Here is a 16,456-nt window from a genome sequence, read left to right as displayed (position 1 = left end):
ATAATTACGGGCTAATGACAGGCGGTGCCAGTAAACGGCTCCACGCCAGCAGCCGGTCGGTCAGAATAAGTTCGCGGTTAAGCGACGTCACGTGCAGCAGCTGCTCACGACAGGCGAGCCACTGCTGTGCGCTGCTGTTCAGGGCACTGCTGTTCAGCCGCCGGGCCAGCGCGGTCACCACATCAGGCCGGTCACCATTACTCAGCCACGCCGCAGCACCCTGCTGCATTTTCATGGCGTCCACCAGCAGCGAGATAAGCCAGCTGAGGCGATCGGCCACGTCATCACTGTTCAGCGCAGGCAGCAGCTGCAGAATGTCATCATTCAGCACCGCGATCAGCGTATCGCACAGTGCCTGACGCGTCTGCCAGCGCGCGGGCTGCAGCAGCGCCAGCGCTGCGGCGGGCGCACCGCCGCTCAGACGCAGCGCAGCGCGCAGCGCCGCTTCTGGCTGTGTTACTTCACGGCCCAGCCAGGCGAGGCTCTGCGACTCCTCCGGCGGAATTAGCGGCCAGCTGAGACAGCGGCTGCGCAGCGTAGCCAGCAACCGGGAGGACTCACGCACGCTGAGAAAGAACCAGCAGTTTGCGGGTGGCTCCTCCAGCGTTTTCAGCAGCGCATTGGCAGCCGCTTCCGTCAGCTGCGCGGCGTCCGGCAGCCAGACCACTTTCGCACCGCCCTGCTGCGCAAAATGATAGAGCTTTTCCGTAACGTCGCGCACAGCATCCACGCCCAGCGACGCCTTTCCTTTTTCTGCTTCCAGCCGATACCAGTCCGGATGCGTATGCGCCTGCATCAGTTCACAGCCGTGGCACGTGCCGCAGCTTTTAGCGCCTTCCCGCCGCTGACACATCAGCCAGCGGCTAACGCCCCACACCAGCGCGTCATCCCCCATACCTTCAGCTGCCTGCAGCAGCAGCGCATGATGCGCTGCGCCCTCCTGGTGACGGGCAATAATCTGCCGGTAGGGCTGGTTCAGCCACGGATACCAGTTCATGGGCGCTGCCCGGCCAGCCAGCGATGCAGGGCCGCTTTAAGTGACGTTGTCACCTCATCGATAGCCTGCGTTGCATCAACAGTGACGATGCTGGCGTCCGCCTGCGCCAGCGCAAGGTAGCGCGCGCGGGTCCGCTCGAAAAAGCGCAGCGACTCCTGCTCAATGCGGTCCAGCGCGCCGCGCGCACGGGCGCGCTGCAATCCGATTTCCGGCGTCACATCGAGATAAAGCGTGAGGTCGGGGCGAAAATCGCCCAGCACCGCATCGCGCAGCGTGGTCATCAGCGCGGCATCCATTTCACGGCCACCGCCCTGATACGCCTGCGAAGAGAGATCGTGACGATCGCCCACCACCCACGCGCCGCGCGCCAGCGCCGGTTTGATCACGTTCTCCACCAGCTGCACCCGGGCGGCGTAAAGCATCAGCAGCTCCGCTTTGTCGGTAACCTGTTCACCTTCAATACCCTGCTTTACCAGCACCCGCAGCTGTTCCGCCAGCGGTGTGCCGCCCGGCTCACGGGTAAAGACAATGTCGTGGATACCGTGCTGCTGCAAAACTTCCACCACCGCCTCGCGCGCGGTGGTTTTGCCGGCGCCTTCCAGCCCCTCAATGACAATAAACTTACTCTTCATTTTTTTCCTTCAGCGCCTGACGATAAGCCTGTACCGCCCGGTTATGGCTGGCAAGGTTGGTGGTAAAGGTATGCCCGCCTTTGCCATCCGCAACAAAATAGAGATAGCTGCTCTTTTCCGGATGCGCAGCGGCTTCCAGCGAGGCGCGTCCGGGCATCGCAATCGGTCCCGGCGGCAGGCCGCTGATGCTGTAGGTATTATAGGCGGTCGGCGTGTCGAGATCGCTGCGCGTCAGCGTGCCGTTATAGCGCTCACCCATCCCGTAGATAACGGTGGGATCGGTCTGGAGCTTCATTCCGGTCCGCAGACGATTAATAAATACTGACGCTACCCGCGCGCGCTCCTCGCTTACGCCGGTCTCTTTCTCGATGATTGACGCCATCGTCACCAGATCCCGCGGCGCTTTGTAGGGCAGATTCGCCATGCGCGTCTGCCAGACCTCATCGACCAGCTTGTTCATGCGGATATGCGCCCGCGTCAGCACCGCCACGTCCGTAGTATTGGCAGTATAGAGATAGGTGTCGGGATAGAAGCTGCCTTCAAGCTGTGCCGCGTCCAGCTTCAGCGCCGCCGCTACGCTGGCAAAGCTGTCGTCCGGCAGCGTATGCTTCAGATAAGGCGCTTTGCGCAGCTCGCTCAGCCACTCGCTGAGGCGTGAGCCCTCGATAAAACGAAGCGGAAACTGCGCCTCTTTACCGCTGGCCAGCAGCTGCAGCAGCTGACGTACGGTCATGCCCTGTTCCAGCCGGTAGGTACCCGCTTTAAACTCCGCCAGCTCCGGCTGCAGCCTGAGCAACGGCCCAAACCAGATAGTGTGCGGAATAATATGCTGACTCTCCAGCTGCGCTTCCAGCACAACGCGTCCGCTACCCGCCGGCAGCGTATAGAGCGTTTCCTGGTGAATGGTCAGCGGCGTATCTGCCAGGCGCTCTGTCTGCCAGTAGCTAAACGCGGCAGCGGCGGCAGCGATAACTGCCGCGCCCGCAATAATTTTTTTGATTCGACTCATGTTACGTCCATTTTCTGGCAACAGGTAAAAAGTTGCTGGTACAACGTGCGTTCACTGAAAATAATGTTATCGATTTGCCGCACCGGCAGCACCGGCATCAGTGCATTACAGATCACGACTTCATCAGCGCCAAGTACGCTTTCGCGCGGCGCGCTGATTTCCTGACAAGCCTGGCCGCTGGCCGCCAGCTGCGCCATCAGAAAACGTCGCATAATGCCGTTTACGCCCGCCTGGCCAAGGTGAGGCGTAAAAATCTGGTTGCCGCGGCGCCAGAAGAGATTGGCAGCGCAGCATTCTACCACGCATCCCGCGGTGTCCAGTACCAGCGCCTCATCAGCATCCGTCTCATCAAGGTGGTGGCGAATCATCACCTGCTCCAGCCGGTTGAGATGTTTGATGCCCGCCAGCAGCGGATTGCGCGCCAGCGGCACCGGGCTGGTAATCAGCCTCACCCCCTGCTGCTGCAGCGCGGCGTAATGGTGCGGCCAGGGGGAGAGCGAGAGGATGCGCACCGGGTCCTGACAGCCGCGCCGGCTGTAGCCGCGTCCGCCAGCTCCCGGCGTCAGGATGATCTTCATCACTGCCCGGTCGTGACCCTGCGCAATGCAACGCATTTCATCTGCCAGCAGCGTCAGGTCGGGCAGCGGCAGCAGAAGCTGCCTGCACCCCTGCTCCAGGCGCTGCAGATGCGCCTCAGCCATCACGACGCTGCCGTTACGCACGGCGGCCGTGGTGAAACAGCCGTCGCCAAACTGGACAGCTCGATCGCTGGCCGGCAGCATTGTTTGCGGGATACCGTTAATCCACACCGCGCGCTCCTCAGGCAGTCAGCCCTGAAATGATCTCACCTGCCCGGACAGTTGTGCTGAAGAGCAGATCAGAAAAAAGGCCCGCATTGCGGGCCTCTGTTCGGCAGAATAGCGATTATACCTTGCGGAAGATCAGCGAGCCGTTGGTGCCGCCAAATCCAAAGGAGTTACATAGTGTATACTCCAGACCGCTAACCTGACGCGCCGTATGCGGCACAAAGTCCAGATCGCAACCCTCATCCGGATTATCCAGATTGATGGTTGGCGGTACAATCTGGTCGCGCAGCGCCAGAACCGAATAGATCGCTTCTACGGCACCGGCAGCACCCAGCAGGTGACCCGTCATCGATTTGGTCGAGCTGACCATAACGCTGTGCGCTGACGCGCCAAATACGGATTTCACCGCCTGCGCTTCAGCTTTATCACCGGCTGGCGTAGAGGTGCCGTGCGCGTTAACATAGCCGATCTGAGCCGGGTCGAGTCGGGCATCACGCAGCGCGTTGACCATCGCTGCAGCGGCGCCTGAGCCATCTTCCGGCGGTGACGTCATGTGGTAAGCATCGCTGCTCATGCCAAAACCAACGATTTCAGCATAGATTTTCGCACCGCGCTTTTTGGCGTGCTCATACTCTTCCAGAACCACAATACCGGCGCCGTCACCCAGTACAAACCCGTCACGATCTTTATCCCACGGACGGCTGGCCGCCTGCGGATTGTCGTTTCGTGTTGAGAGCGCACGCGCCGCGCCAAAGCCGCCAACACCCAGAGGCGTACTGGCTTTCTCTGCGCCACCCGCCAGCATCACATCAGCATCATCGTAAGCAATGATACGTGCAGCGTGGCCGATGTTATGTACGCCTGAGGTGCAGGCCGTTGCAATCGAAATACTCGGGCCTTTCAGGCCATACATAATAGTGAGATGACCGGCGACCATATTAACAATGGTAGAAGGTACGAAGAACGGGCTGATTTTGCGCGGGCCGCCTTTAACCAGCGAGCTGTGGTTCTCTTCGATCAGACCCAGTCCGCCAATACCTGAACCAATAGCCGCGCCGATACGTCCGGCATTCTCATCAGTTACGACCAGACCGGAGTCCGCCATAGCCTGAATGCCAGCCGCGATACCATACTGGATGAAATCGTCCATCTTGCGCTGATCTTTCCGCGAGATGTACTCATCACAATTAAAATCTTTCACCAGGCCCGCAAAACGCGTTGCATAAGCACTGGCATCAAAATGGTCGATCAGGGTAATGCCGCTCTGACCGGCAAGGAGAGCACTCCAGGTAGACTCTACGGTATTGCCGACAGGAGACAACATGCCAAGACCGGTCACAACTACACGACGCTTAGACACGTTCGTCCTCCAGGGAGGGAAAAATAACGCTATGTGGGGCAAACATAAAACTCAGGCGGTCATATGACCGCCTGAAGATATTCATTAGCCTTGATGGCTAGTGACGTAATCGATCGCTGCCTGAACGGTAGTGATTTTCTCAGCTTCTTCGTCTGGAATTTCAGTATCAAACTCTTCTTCCAGAGCCATTACCAGCTCAACGGTGTCAAGAGAATCTGCACCCAGGTCTTCAACGAAAGAAGCAGTGTTAACCACTTCGTCTTCTTTAACGCCCAGCTGCTCAGCTACGATTTTCTTAACGCGTTGTTCGATATCGCTCATACTATTTAATTTCCTATCAAAACTCGCTTTCGCGATGGTTTTCGTAGTGTATAAAATGGTGAAAAAGATGCAACAAAATCCCGGCTGGTCGAACCACGATTTTGCGCTATTCTGCGGTGTTTACCGCAAATAATGCAAATGATTTCGTGATTATCAGACCATGTACATGCCGCCATTGACGTGCAGCGTTTCACCTGTGATGTAGGCTGCTTCGTCAGAGGCTAAGAATGCAACAGCATTGGCAATTTCCTGCGGGTCGCCTAAACGGCCTGCAGGCACTTCTGCCAGAATGCCCGAGCGCTGATCTTCATTCAGTGCACGCGTCATGTCCGTCTCAATAAAGCCCGGAGCCACGACGTTTACGGTAATGCCACGTGACGCGACTTCACGCGCCAGTGATTTGCTAAAGCCAATTAAACCCGCCTTTGCTGCAGCGTAGTTAGCCTGGCCCGCGTTACCCATGGTCCCAACTACAGAACCGATGGTAATGATACGGCCCACACGTTTTTTCATCATGGCACGCATGACCGCCTTGGAGAGGCGGAAAACTGATGTCAGGTTGGTATTAAGAATATCATCCCACTCATCATCTTTCATGCGCATCAGCAGATTGTCACGCGTGATGCCTGCATTATTGACTAAAATATCCACTTCGCCAAATTCAGCGCGCACTTTTGCCAGCACGTCGTCGATAGAGGCCGCATCCGTCACGTTCAGCGCCAGGCCTTTGCCGTTGACGCCAAGATAGGCGCTGATGGCTTCAGCTCCGCTTTCGCTGGTTGCTGTGCCGATAACTTTTGCGCCGCGCGCCGCCAGTGTCTCTGCAATGGCCCGGCCAATACCGCGGCTTGCGCCCGTTACCAGCGCAACTTTACCTTCAAAATTCATGATTTTCCTCTTATTCCTGAGAGAGAGCCGCAGAAAGCGACGCAGGATCGTTCACGGCAGTAGCCGTCAGGTTATCAGCAATCCGTTTGGTCAGACCGGTCAGGACTTTGCCCGGACCCATCTCCAGCAGCTGAGTCACACCCTGTTCTGCAATAAATTGTACTGATTCGGTCCAGCGTACCGGGCTATAAAGCTGACGTACCAGCGCGTTGCGGATAGCCGCAGCATCGTTTTCGCATTTGACATCAACGTTATTCACTACCGGCACATCTGGCGCATTAAAGGCGATCTCTTCAAGCGCAACAGCAAGCTTAACTGCAGCAGGCTTCATCAGCGCACAGTGCGATGGCACGCTGACCGGCAGTGGCAGCGCACGTTTCGCGCCGGCCGCTTTACAGGCAGCGCCAGCACGCTCAACGGCGTCTTTGTTACCGGCAATCACCACCTGGCCTGGCGAGTTGAAATTCACCGGCGAGACCACTTCACCCTGCGCACTCTCTTCACAGGCTTTACGAATCGCCTCATCATCGAGACCGATAATTGCCTGCATAGCTCCCGTCCCTTCCGGAACCGCCTCCTGCATCAGCTTGCCGCGCAGTTCTACCAGCTTAATGGCATCTGCAAACGCCAGCACGCCTGCGCAAACCAGCGCCGAGTACTCACCCAGGCTGTGGCCTGCCAGCAGCACCGGCTGAGCGCCCTGTTTCTGCTGCCAGACGCGATAGATAGCGACTGAAGCTGCCAGCAAAGCGGGCTGCGTCTGCCAGGTTTTGTTCAGCTCTTCAGCCGGCCCCTGCTGAACCAGCTGCCACAGATCGTAGCCCAGCGCATCAGACGCTTCGCGAAACGTCGCTTCAACCTGAGGGTTGTCAGCAGCGAGTTCAGCCAGCATGCCAACGGTCTGAGATCCCTGTCCCGGGAAAACAAAAGCTAATTGCGTCATCTGTCCTTCCTGTCAATCAAAAGCGTACCAGCGCAGAACCCCAGGTAAAACCACCACCAAAGGCTTCCAGCAAAATCAGTTGTCCCGGCTTGATGCGGCCATCACGCACTGCTTCATCCAGCGCGCTCGGCACCGAAGCCGCAGAGGTGTTTCCGTGACGATCGAGCGTGACCACAACTTTGTCCAGGCCCATGCCGAGTTTACGGGCAGTTGCGCTGATAATGCGCAGATTTGCCTGATGCGGCACCAGCCAGTCGAGCGCGCTGCGATCGAGATTATTCGCCTGCAGCGTCTCATCAACGATATGCGCCAGCTCGGTTACCGCAACTTTAAAGACTTCATTACCCGCCATGGTCAGGTAGGCAGGTTCATCCTGACGCGCGCGATCCTGATAAGGCAGGGTCAGCAGCTGGCCATAGCGGCCATCGGCATGCAGATGGGTCGAGAGGATACCCGGCTCGCTGCTCTGGCCCAGTACCACGGCGCCCGCGCCGTCGCCAAACAGAATAATTGTCCCGCGATCGCTGGGATCAAGCGTACGCGCCAGGACATCAGCACCAATCACCAGCGCGTGTTTAACCGCCCCGTTTTTAATATATTGATCGGCAACGCTCAGCGCATAGGTAAAGCCGGCACAGGCGGCGCCAAGATCGAAGGCTGCGCAGTCGTTGATCTCCAGCATCTGCTGAATCATGCATGCGGAGCTGGGGAACGCGTGGCTGGATGAAGTTGTGGCGACGATAATCAGACCAATGTCGCTGGCGGCAACGCCGGCCATTACCAGCGCGCGCTGTGCGGCGTTAAAGCCCATGCTGGCAACCGTTTCATCCGGTGCAGCAATACGGCGCTCGCGAATGCCGGTACGGGTGACAATCCACTCGTCTGAGGTTTCCACCATTTTTTCCAGATCGGCATTGGTGCGGATCTGTTCAGGCAGATAGCTGCCTGTTCCGATAATTTTGGTATACATCTACGCTTTGTCACTCCTGGCTAATACAGCGTCAAGGCGCGCGGCAATTCTTTCGGGAACTTGCTTACGCACCGCCTGCTCTGCCTGTTCTATCGCCACAGCGAATGCCTGAATATTGGCCGCGCCGTGGCTTTTGATCACTGTTCCGCGCAATCCTAACAGACAAGCGCCGTTATACTGGTCGGGGTTTAGATGACCGAAACGCCTGATCATACGCTTTTTCAGCCAGCGTCCCAGCAGTTTCAGCCACCAGGTCCCTTTACCTTTATTACCTTCGCCTGACGATTTCAGCAGCGACAGAAACAGCCGCACCACACCTTCCATCGTTTTCAGCGTTACATTACCGGCAAAGCCATCGCACACCAGCACATCTGTTTTGCCGGTCAGCAGGTCGTTACCTTCAAGATAACCAATATAGTTGATCTGAGGGCTTGCCCGCAGAACCGCAGATGCGGCGCGAATCGACTCAAGCCCTTTGGTCTCTTCCTGACCAATATTGAGCAGCGCAACGCGCGGTTGCCGGATCTCCAGCACCTCTTCCGCCATGACAGCTCCCATGATGGCAAACTGCACCAGCATATCGCTGTCAGAGTCGACGTTAGCCCCCAGATCAAGAATGACCGTTTTGCCCTGCTGCTGATGGGGCAGAACGGTCATCAGTGCCGGACGTGCAATGCCGTCCAGCGGTTTTAACAGGAGTTTAGCCAGCCCCATCAGCGCACCGGTATTACCGGCACTGATACAGGCCTGCGCCTTACCGGCCACAACCAGCTCCAGCGCCACGCGCATAGAACTGCCACGGCTCTGACGGATGGCCTGCGAAGGCTTCGCATCACTTGCAATAACCGATTCGGCAGGGATAACCTGCACACGCCTCAAAAGTGAGGAATCCGCTTTGGCAAGAAATGACGAGATTGTGTCGGGATCGCCGACCAGAAGAAGAACCAGCTGCGAATGAGAGGCCAGTGCCTGCAAGGCTGCAGGCACTGTCACGCAGGGACCGAAGTCCCCGCCCATGGCATCAACTGCCAGGGTCAAACGTGTCAAGGTATCGCCTTGCGTAACCGCAAAGAATTACTTGGTGATAACCTTGCGACCGCGGTAGTAACCATCCGCAGTGATATGGTGACGCAGATGAGTTTCGCCAGAAACTTTATCTACTGACAGAGCGGCAGTGGTCAGGGCATCGTGCGAACGACGCATGCCACGCTTGGAACGGGTTGGTTTATTCTGTTGTACGGCCATGGACCTTACTCCTATTACTTACGCTTTAAACTGGCTAATACGGCAAATGGATTTGGTTTTTCTGCCTCTTCAGGCAGCTTACCAAAGACCATGTCCGCGTCGGACACTTCACAGTGTTCAGAATCATGCACCGGAACCACCGGCAGTGCGAGGATGAGCTCATCTTCTATCACTGCCAGCAGGTCGATCTCACCAAAATCGTTGACATCAACCGGCTCGTAGGCTTCCGGTAGTGCCTCAGCCTGGTCGTCAGAAGAGACCGGACTAAAGCAATAGCTTACGTGTACAGCTTGCGGAAATGGCTGGTTGCAGCGTTGACACATTAACGTCACCTGCACATCCGCCGTTCCTTGCAGAACCGCGAGGCGCTGGTTGTCAACCGCAAACGACATGGTACATTCCACATCACTGTCCACACTCACGACCGTTTCGGCCAGACGCGCCACCAATTCAGGTGCATAAACACCATGATAATCCAGGCGTTTTTGCGCGGCGCGGACCGGATCGAGCGTCAGGGGTAATTTTACCTTTTGCATAGGGCGCGCATATTAACTTTGTAACGTCTTAGAGTCAAAGAAAAAGGCCGTTTTACGGCATCTTTCACCTGCTATTCGCATCCAGTGCGGCGCATAGTTTAAAATGCCCGTCATGTTTACGCTATCTATTCTGTAAAAAAATGATGATGCCACTGGTTTTAGCCTCAACCTCCCCGTTTCGTCAGGCGCTGCTCAGCAAGCTTGGCGTACCGTTTGTGACTGCTGCGCCTGACTGCGATGAGACTCCGCAGCCCGAAGAGAGTGCGCCTGAACTGGTGCAGCGCCTGGCGCTGGCCAAAGCGCAGGCGCTGGCTGCGCAGTTTCCGGATCGCTGGATTATCGGCTCCGACCAGGTGTGCGTACTGGAGGGCGCTATCGCCGGCAAGCCGCACACCCGCGAAAACGCCTGCCGCCAGCTGGCTCAGGCGAGCGGAAAAGCGATTGTGTTTTATACCGGGCTGGCGCTGCTGCAGCCCGCCAGCCGGCAGCAGTTTGTGCTGTATGAGCCCTTTACAGTGCACTTCCGCACGCTGAGCAGTCAGGAGATAGCGCGCTACGTTGAGCTGGAGCAGCCGCTGGCGTGCGCCGGCAGCTTTAAAAGCGAAGGATTAGGCATTTGTCTGTTCGACAGGCTGGAGGGGCGCGACCCGAATACGCTGGTCGGGCTGCCGCTGATTGCACTTAATCAGCTGCTGATTAAGGCCGGCATCAACCCGCTGGGCTGATGCCGGTATCGTCAGCTTTTTTTCTGCCGCAGTCTGGTCAGGCAGTGTCTGAGTGCCGCATCCAGCGGCGCCTCCATGCGTAATGTTTCGCCGGTGGCAGGATGCGTAAACGTCAGCGCTGCCGCGTGCAGAAACAGGCGCGATAACCCCGTGCCAGCCAGCTGACGATCAAATTCGCGATCGCCATAGCGATCGTCAAAGGCGATCGGATGGCCACCATGCAGGGTATGCACGCGGATCTGATGCGTGCGGCCGGTTACCGGGCTGGCTTTAACCAGCGTCGCCAGCCCAAAACGCTCTTCTACTTTGAACCGGGTTTCTGAAGGCTTGCCTTCTGCGCTGACGCGCACTACCCGCTCTCCGCTCTGCAGAATGTTTTTCAGCAGCGGAGCCTGCACCACTTTCAGATGAGAAGGCCAGTCGCCGCGTACCAGCGCCAGATAATCTTTCTGCATCCCCTTTTCACGCAGCTGCTCATGCAGTGAGCGCAGCGCCGAACGCTTCTTAGCCACCAGCAATACGCCTGAGGTGTCGCGATCCAGCCGGTGTACCAGCTCCAGAAAACGCGCCTCCGGACGCAGTGCCCGCAGCCCTTCAATAACCCCAAAGCTCAGGCCGCTGCCGCCGTGTACTGCCGTACCGGACGGCTTATTCAGCACCAGCAGGTGATCGTCCTCATACAGAATGGCATCCGCTAACGCCGCGACTTTATCAAGCTTTGGCGACACGGCCTGCTCTTCCCGCTCTGCGACCCGCACCGGTGGTACGCGGACTTCATCGCCATCCTCAAGCTTATATTCAGGCTTCACGCGTTTTTTATTTACCCGCACTTCGCCTTTCCGCAGAATGCGATAAATCATGCTCTTTGGCACCCCTTTGAGCTGGGTGCGCAAAAAGTTGTCTATACGTTGTCCGGCATTTTCAGCCGTGATGGCGACAAAATGTACGCCGGGATTCTCTGTTTTCATGCCGGCGATTCTAAATAGTGTCCCCTGATAGCGCCACCCCTTTTTCTGTGCTTAACTCTCTCTTGTTTCAGGCTTCTGACCGCTCAAAACGGTGGCTTTTTCAGCAAACTGCCGATTAGCCCCGCAAATGAACAGGTTAAGGGCGTACAAACTTCACAGCTCGACAAAAGTCGCCTTGCTATATGCGGGTGAGCAGTGGAATAATGCTGCTGTTTCTGCACCAGAAAGATTCGGGCAGAAAAAGAGCGAAATTAAGGTAATTTGCCGGATAAAACGAGCACGCTGCAATGGCGTAAGACGTGATGCTTTATCAGGCACTTAGCGGGCTGCGGGTTGCGGCCTGGACAACAGACTGGGATGTGTGGATTTTCAAAAATTTTGTATTATTTCCACCTTCAGGCGCTGGTTTTCCTTATGAAAAGCAGGCCACCGACAAGATTTGCGCCCCTTTAGCCGCCGACAACCGTGAGGTTGACGTCAGTGCATGCAGACACGGGGCCATCGGTTGATTCTCGTCCAGGGTAACGATGCCCGCAGCTTTATCACTCATGTGAGAATAACGAGTAAGTCACGATGAAAAGAATGTTAATTAACGCAACTCAGCAGGAGGAGTTGCGCGTTGCCCTTGTTGACGGTCAGCGTCTGTACGATCTGGATATCGAAAGCCCCGGACACGAGCAGAAAAAAGCCAATATCTACAAAGGTAAAATCACCCGCGTTGAACCCAGCCTTGAAGCGGCATTTGTCGATTATGGCGCTGAGCGTCACGGTTTCCTCCCTCTGAAAGAAATTTCCCGCGAATACTTCCCAGCTAACTACAACGCGCACGGCCGTCCTAACATCAAAGATGTGCTGCGTGAAGGCCAGGAAGTGATCGTTCAGATTGATAAAGAAGAGCGCGGTAATAAAGGCGCTGCACTTACTACCTTTATCTCTCTCGCAGGCAGCTACCTGGTTCTGATGCCTAACAACCCGCGCGCCGGAGGCATCTCCCGCCGGATTGAAGGCGATGACCGCACTGAACTGAAAGAGGCACTCTCCGCGCTGGAATTGCCGGAAGGCATGGGCCTGATTGTACGCACCGCAGGCGTGGGGAAATCAGCTGAGTCGCTGCAGTGGGATCTGAGCTTCCGTCTCAAACACTGGGAAGCGATCAAAAAAGCGGCAGAGAGCCGTCCTGCACCCTTCCTGATCCATCAGGAAAGCAACGTTATTGTGCGCGCTTTCCGTGACTACCTGCGTCAGGACATTGGTGAAATTCTTATTGATAACCCTAAAGTTCTGGAGCTGGCGCGTCAGCATATCGCTGCGCTGGGCCGCCCTGACTTTAGCAGCAAGATCAAACTCTACACCGGTGAAATTCCGCTGTTCAGCCACTACCAGATTGAGTCGCAGATCGAGTCCGCCTTCCAGCGTGAAGTCCGTCTGCCTTCTGGCGGCTCAATTGTTATCGACAGCACCGAAGCGTTAACCGCGATCGATATCAACTCCGCTCGTGCAACCCGCGGCGGCGACATCGAAGAAACGGCCTTCAATACTAACCTTGAAGCAGCCGATGAGATTGCCCGCCAGCTGCGCCTGCGCGACCTCGGTGGCCTGATCGTTATCGACTTTATCGATATGACGCCGGTCCGTCATCAGCGCGCCGTAGAGAACCGGCTGCGCGAAGCGGTACGTCAGGATCGTGCACGCATTCAGATTAGCCATATCTCCCGTTTTGGTCTGCTGGAGATGTCGCGTCAGCGTCTCAGCCCGTCACTGGGTGAGTCGAGCCATCACGTCTGCCCGCGCTGTAGCGGTACGGGTACCATCCGCGATAACGAATCACTGTCACTCTCTATTCTGCGTCTGATTGAAGAAGAAGCGCTGAAAGATAACACCAAAGAAGTACACGCCATTGTGCCGGTGCCGGTTGCCTCCTACCTGCTGAACGAAAAACGTGAAGCGGTGAGTGCGATCGAGAAGCGTCAGGGTGGCGTACGCGCCATTATCGTGCCTAACGATCAAATGGAAACGCCGCACTACTCCGTGCTGCGCGTGCGCAAAGGTGAAGAGACACAAACGCTCTCTTATCATCTGCCGAAGCTGCACGAAGCTGAAATGGCGCTGCCATCAGAAGAGGAGCACGCCGAGCGTCGTCGTCCGGAGCAGCCTGCGCTGGCCGCCTTTGTGATGCCAGATGCCCCGCCTGCACCGGTTGAAGTCACTGCCGAAAAACCTGCCGCGAAGAGCGAGCCAGACGCCCAGGCTACAGCGCGTCCTGCTGCTGCACCTGCCACCGTCAGTACGGGTCTGGTGGGTCGCCTGCTTAACGGTCTGAAAAAGCTGTTTGCGAGTGATACTCCGGCAGCAGCCCCGGCGGAAGCACAACCTCAGCAGGTGAGTAAGCCGGCCGAAGATGAAAGCAGCACGCAGCAGCGTGGTGAACGCCGTAACCGCCGCAACAATAATCGTCGCGATCGCACGCCGCGTAATGGCGAGCAGGCTCAGAACCGTGAGCCGCGTGAAGCGCGCGAGCCACGGGAAGCCCGTGAGCCCCGTGAAGCGCGCGAGCCGCGTGAAGCCCGTGAGCCACGTGAAAATCGTGAACCGCGTGACAATCAGGAGAATCGTCGCAACAAGCGTCAGAACGAGCCGCGTGCCGAGCGCCCGGTCCTGACTGAAGAGCAGCAGCAGCAGCGCGATGAACAGCAGCAGCAGCGCCGCGAACAGCGTGCCGAGCGTCAGCGTCGTCGTCAGGAAGAGAAGCGTGCTCAGCAGCAGGAAGAGAAAGCCGTTGAGTCCGTTGCAACCGAAGAGATCCCTGCAGTTGACGCAGCGGTACAGGAAGAAGAGCGCGTTCAGGTCATGCCACGTCGCAAGCCGCGTCAGCTGACTCAGCGTATCCGCAGTGGCGAGGTTATGGAAGCATCACCAGCCGCAGCGCAGCCAGAGGCAGCAGCGGAGATTGCACCGCCGGTTAACACCGCTGAGCAGCCGGAAATGAGTGATGAGCAGGATGATAACGAGAACCGTGAAGGCGCGAATATGCCACGCCGTTCACGTCGCTCTCCGCGTCACCTGCGCGTCAGTGGTCAGCGCCGCCGTCGCTATCGCGATGAGCGCTATCCGCTGCAGTCGCCGATGCCGCTTGAAGCTGCAGCTGCCTCGCCAGAGATGGCATCAGGTAAAGTCTGGGTTTCCTATCCGGTTACGCAGACGCACGAGCAGTTCACCTCTCAGGCGCCGCTGAACGAAATGACCGAATATGGTTATCAGGATGCAGCAGACGCGCTGCCGGTGGCTGCCGAAGCCGCCTCAGCGGGCGTGCCGCAGCCTGAAACGTCAGAGGTTGTACATCAGGCTGAACCGCAGGCGCACACCGAAGTGCCAGTGGTAAACACCGATGACCTGACCCCTGTTGCCGCGCCGGTTGATCATGAGCCTGCCGTTATCTCTGCCGCCGATGAAGCGGTGGCGCAGGAGACGGCTGCGGAAGCCGAGCCTGCGATCGTAACTGAGAACGTGTCAGAAGAAGCGCCACAGCCTGCTGTGCAGGATGCGGTACAGCCAACTGTGACCGAAGCCGCTGCCGCAGCAGAACAGGCACCGGCGGATGTGACTCCTGCTGTTGAAACGCAGGTTGAAAAGGTGCTGTCAGCGCCAGTCGCGGCGGAAGCCCCTGCTGCGCCAGTGGCTGAACCTCATGCGCCGGTTCCGGCACGCGATGTGTCAGTTGAGCAGCCAGAGTCACGCTTTAAGCTGCACGCCACGGCACCAATGACCCGCGCGCCAGCACCGGCCTGGGAACCAGAGCCGGCACGTCACAGCGACTGGGTACGTCCGCCGTTCAGCTTTGAAGGCCGCGGCTCTGCCGGTGGTCACAGCGCGACGCATCAGGCTACCGCACCGGCAACCCGTCCGGACAGCGTGTAACTCTGCGCGGATAAAAAAACAAAACCCCGGCTGGTCCGGGGTTTTTTATTGCCTGCTGTTTACCGGGAGCGGCCTGAACCGCAGCCAAAAAAAACCCACCGCCCGCGAAGGCGATGGGAAAAACAAGCGCACCCGGTTAAGTACGCTGAATGTCAGGTCAGTTACGAATTAAGCTGGAACAGCGACATCTTTGACATATCGCTAAAGGTTTTATACGACGCCTGCAGGGCTGTCTGCTGCATGGTGTAGCTGGAGATCGCCTGGGTGTAGTCAACCTGTACCAGATCGCTCATCTGCGTGGTCATGATGGTATTGCGATCGTCACCCTGCTGATTGAGCGCACTCACCTCAGCCATCTGGATCCCCACAGCAGAACGTACCGTCAGCACGTTATTAAGTGAGTTGCTCAGCCCGCGGTTGGTTTTATCCATTGCGGCCTGAAACGCCTGCTTTGTGGCGTCGTCCGCGTTATCCTGCGGCGTTTTCAGCGCGGCAATTGCGCTGTCGAGCATGCTGAACAGGCTGGTCTCGCTGGTGCCGTTATCGGGCTCTGGCTTTGCATTGCTGGTGATCGCCATAAACACGGACTTACCGGTGCTGCCCACCTGCATGGTGCGGCTTTCATCGACTTTCTGCGTAATCGGCTCATCCCCGCCCACATAGGCCACGCCGGTGCTGCTATCGCTAAACGGCGGCGCATCGGTCTTATAGCCGGCAAAAATATAGCGCCCGTTACCATCCTGACTGTTTGCCTGGTTCAGCAACTGCGCGCGCAGCCCTTCCAGCTGCGTAGCCAGGGAGCCACGATCTTCATCACTCAGGGTGCCGGTGGAGGCATTTACGATGGTGGTCTGCGCATCCTGTATGGTACTGACCACGCTGGAGAGCGCATTCTCTTCCATCGAGAGGCTCTGATTAGCAAAACTGCGTGCCGTGGCATACTGGCTGCTTTTTACCTGCGACTGTGACAGCACCACCGCGCGTGAGGCTGCGATAGGATCGTCAGAGGGATTACTGACCCGCAGCCCGGTTGCCAGCTGCTGGCCTACCTTCAGCCAGGAGGATTGCGAGTCGGTGATCCCGCGCACCTGCTGGTCAAAAATCATACTTGAGCTAAGACGCACTTTCTTCTCTCCTCTGC

At 57.5% G+C, this 16,456-nt stretch carries 17 protein-coding genes; 3 read left to right on the top strand and 14 right to left on the bottom strand.

Annotated features, from left to right (window positions below):
• Positions 1-4: 4 nt before the first annotated feature.
• The 12 genes from holB to yceD all read right to left on the bottom strand — a co-directional run bounded on the left by holB (position 5) and on the right by yceD (position 9,707).
• Positions 5-997, bottom strand: coding sequence for a DNA polymerase III subunit delta' (holB, locus tag B4056_RS06125; RefSeq protein WP_039383853.1), 993 nt, complete (start codon positions 995-997; stop codon positions 5-7).
• Positions 994-1,629 (bottom strand): dTMP kinase, encoded by a 636-nt coding sequence (gene tmk, locus B4056_RS06120; RefSeq protein ID WP_039383850.1) that lies wholly within the window; start codon positions 1,627-1,629, stop codon positions 994-996. Before tmk ends, holB begins: the two co-directional genes overlap by 4 nt.
• The gene (mltG, locus tag B4056_RS06115; protein ID WP_094111377.1) at positions 1,619-2,638 is read right to left on the bottom strand and encodes an endolytic transglycosylase MltG; all 1,020 of its coding nucleotides are present in this window, start codon (positions 2,636-2,638) and stop codon (positions 1,619-1,621) included. Before mltG ends, tmk begins: the two co-directional genes overlap by 11 nt.
• Complete coding sequence (gene pabC / locus B4056_RS06110) at positions 2,635-3,447, bottom strand: aminodeoxychorismate lyase (protein ID WP_094111376.1); 813 nt, start codon at positions 3,445-3,447, stop codon at positions 2,635-2,637. The genes mltG and pabC overlap by 4 nt, the downstream gene beginning before the upstream one ends.
• A 115-nt stretch (positions 3,448-3,562) precedes the next feature.
• Positions 3,563-4,804: a beta-ketoacyl-ACP synthase II gene (fabF, locus tag B4056_RS06105; protein WP_094111375.1), complete on the bottom strand. Its 1,242-nt coding sequence runs from the start codon at positions 4,802-4,804 to the stop codon at positions 3,563-3,565.
• A gap of 84 nt (positions 4,805-4,888) precedes the next feature.
• Positions 4,889-5,125, bottom strand: coding sequence for an acyl carrier protein (gene acpP / locus B4056_RS06100; RefSeq protein WP_039383843.1), 237 nt, complete (start codon positions 5,123-5,125; stop codon positions 4,889-4,891).
• Positions 5,126-5,278: 153 nt separating this feature from the next.
• Positions 5,279-6,013, bottom strand: coding sequence for a 3-oxoacyl-ACP reductase FabG (gene fabG, locus B4056_RS06095; protein ID WP_288654113.1), 735 nt, complete (start codon positions 6,011-6,013; stop codon positions 5,279-5,281).
• A 10-nt stretch (positions 6,014-6,023) separates the two neighbouring features.
• Positions 6,024-6,956 carry an ACP S-malonyltransferase gene (gene fabD, locus B4056_RS06090; protein WP_071668737.1) on the bottom strand — a complete coding sequence of 311 codons (933 nt, stop codon included), beginning with the start codon at positions 6,954-6,956 and terminating at the stop codon, positions 6,024-6,026.
• Positions 6,957-6,972: 16 nt separating this feature from the next.
• Positions 6,973-7,926, bottom strand: coding sequence for a beta-ketoacyl-ACP synthase III (locus tag B4056_RS06085; RefSeq protein ID WP_094111374.1), 954 nt, complete (start codon positions 7,924-7,926; stop codon positions 6,973-6,975).
• On the bottom strand, positions 7,927-8,973 hold the full coding sequence (plsX, locus tag B4056_RS06080) for a phosphate acyltransferase PlsX (RefSeq protein ID WP_113655736.1): 1,047 nt from the start codon (positions 8,971-8,973) through the stop codon (positions 7,927-7,929).
• Between the two features lie 27 nt (positions 8,974-9,000).
• The gene (rpmF, locus tag B4056_RS06075; RefSeq protein ID WP_007885783.1) at positions 9,001-9,171 is read right to left on the bottom strand and encodes a 50S ribosomal protein L32; all 171 of its coding nucleotides are present in this window, start codon (positions 9,169-9,171) and stop codon (positions 9,001-9,003) included.
• Positions 9,172-9,185: 14 nt separating this feature from the next.
• Positions 9,186-9,707: a 23S rRNA accumulation protein YceD gene (yceD, locus tag B4056_RS06070; protein ID WP_039383829.1), complete on the bottom strand. Its 522-nt coding sequence runs from the start codon at positions 9,705-9,707 to the stop codon at positions 9,186-9,188.
• A gap of 140 nt (positions 9,708-9,847) precedes the next feature.
• On the opposite strand from yceD, the gene B4056_RS06065 reads away from it, so the two are divergent.
• The gene (locus tag B4056_RS06065) at positions 9,848-10,432 is read left to right on the top strand and encodes a Maf family protein (protein WP_039383826.1); all 585 of its coding nucleotides are present in this window, start codon (positions 9,848-9,850) and stop codon (positions 10,430-10,432) included.
• Positions 10,433-10,443: 11 nt separating this feature from the next.
• On the opposite strand, the gene rluC is transcribed toward B4056_RS06065, so the two are convergent.
• Positions 10,444-11,400, bottom strand: coding sequence for a 23S rRNA pseudouridine(955/2504/2580) synthase RluC (gene rluC, locus B4056_RS06060; RefSeq protein ID WP_104084769.1), 957 nt, complete (start codon positions 11,398-11,400; stop codon positions 10,444-10,446).
• A gap of 299 nt (positions 11,401-11,699) precedes the next feature.
• Between rluC and B4056_RS06055 the strand changes: the two genes are divergently transcribed.
• Positions 11,700-11,909: a hypothetical protein gene (locus B4056_RS06055; RefSeq protein ID WP_139074200.1), complete on the top strand. Its 210-nt coding sequence runs from the start codon at positions 11,700-11,702 to the stop codon at positions 11,907-11,909.
• A 64-nt stretch (positions 11,910-11,973) separates the two neighbouring features.
• Positions 11,974-15,315, top strand: coding sequence for a ribonuclease E (gene rne, locus B4056_RS06050; RefSeq protein WP_094111372.1), 3,342 nt, complete (start codon positions 11,974-11,976; stop codon positions 15,313-15,315).
• A 161-nt stretch (positions 15,316-15,476) separates the two neighbouring features.
• Here rne and flgL read toward each other — a convergent pair whose 3' ends face one another.
• On the bottom strand, positions 15,477-16,439 hold the full coding sequence (gene flgL / locus B4056_RS06045) for a flagellar hook-associated protein FlgL (RefSeq protein ID WP_039383815.1): 963 nt from the start codon (positions 16,437-16,439) through the stop codon (positions 15,477-15,479).
• Positions 16,440-16,456: the final 17 nt, after the last annotated feature.

This window comes from Pantoea sp. UBA7232 (assembly GCF_002473195.1).
In the GTDB taxonomy this organism is placed as follows: Bacteria; Pseudomonadota; Gammaproteobacteria; order Enterobacterales; family Enterobacteriaceae; genus Pantoea; species Pantoea eucrina.
Note: the sequence above shows the minus strand (reverse complement) of the source record. Positions and strands in the feature narration are given on the sequence as shown.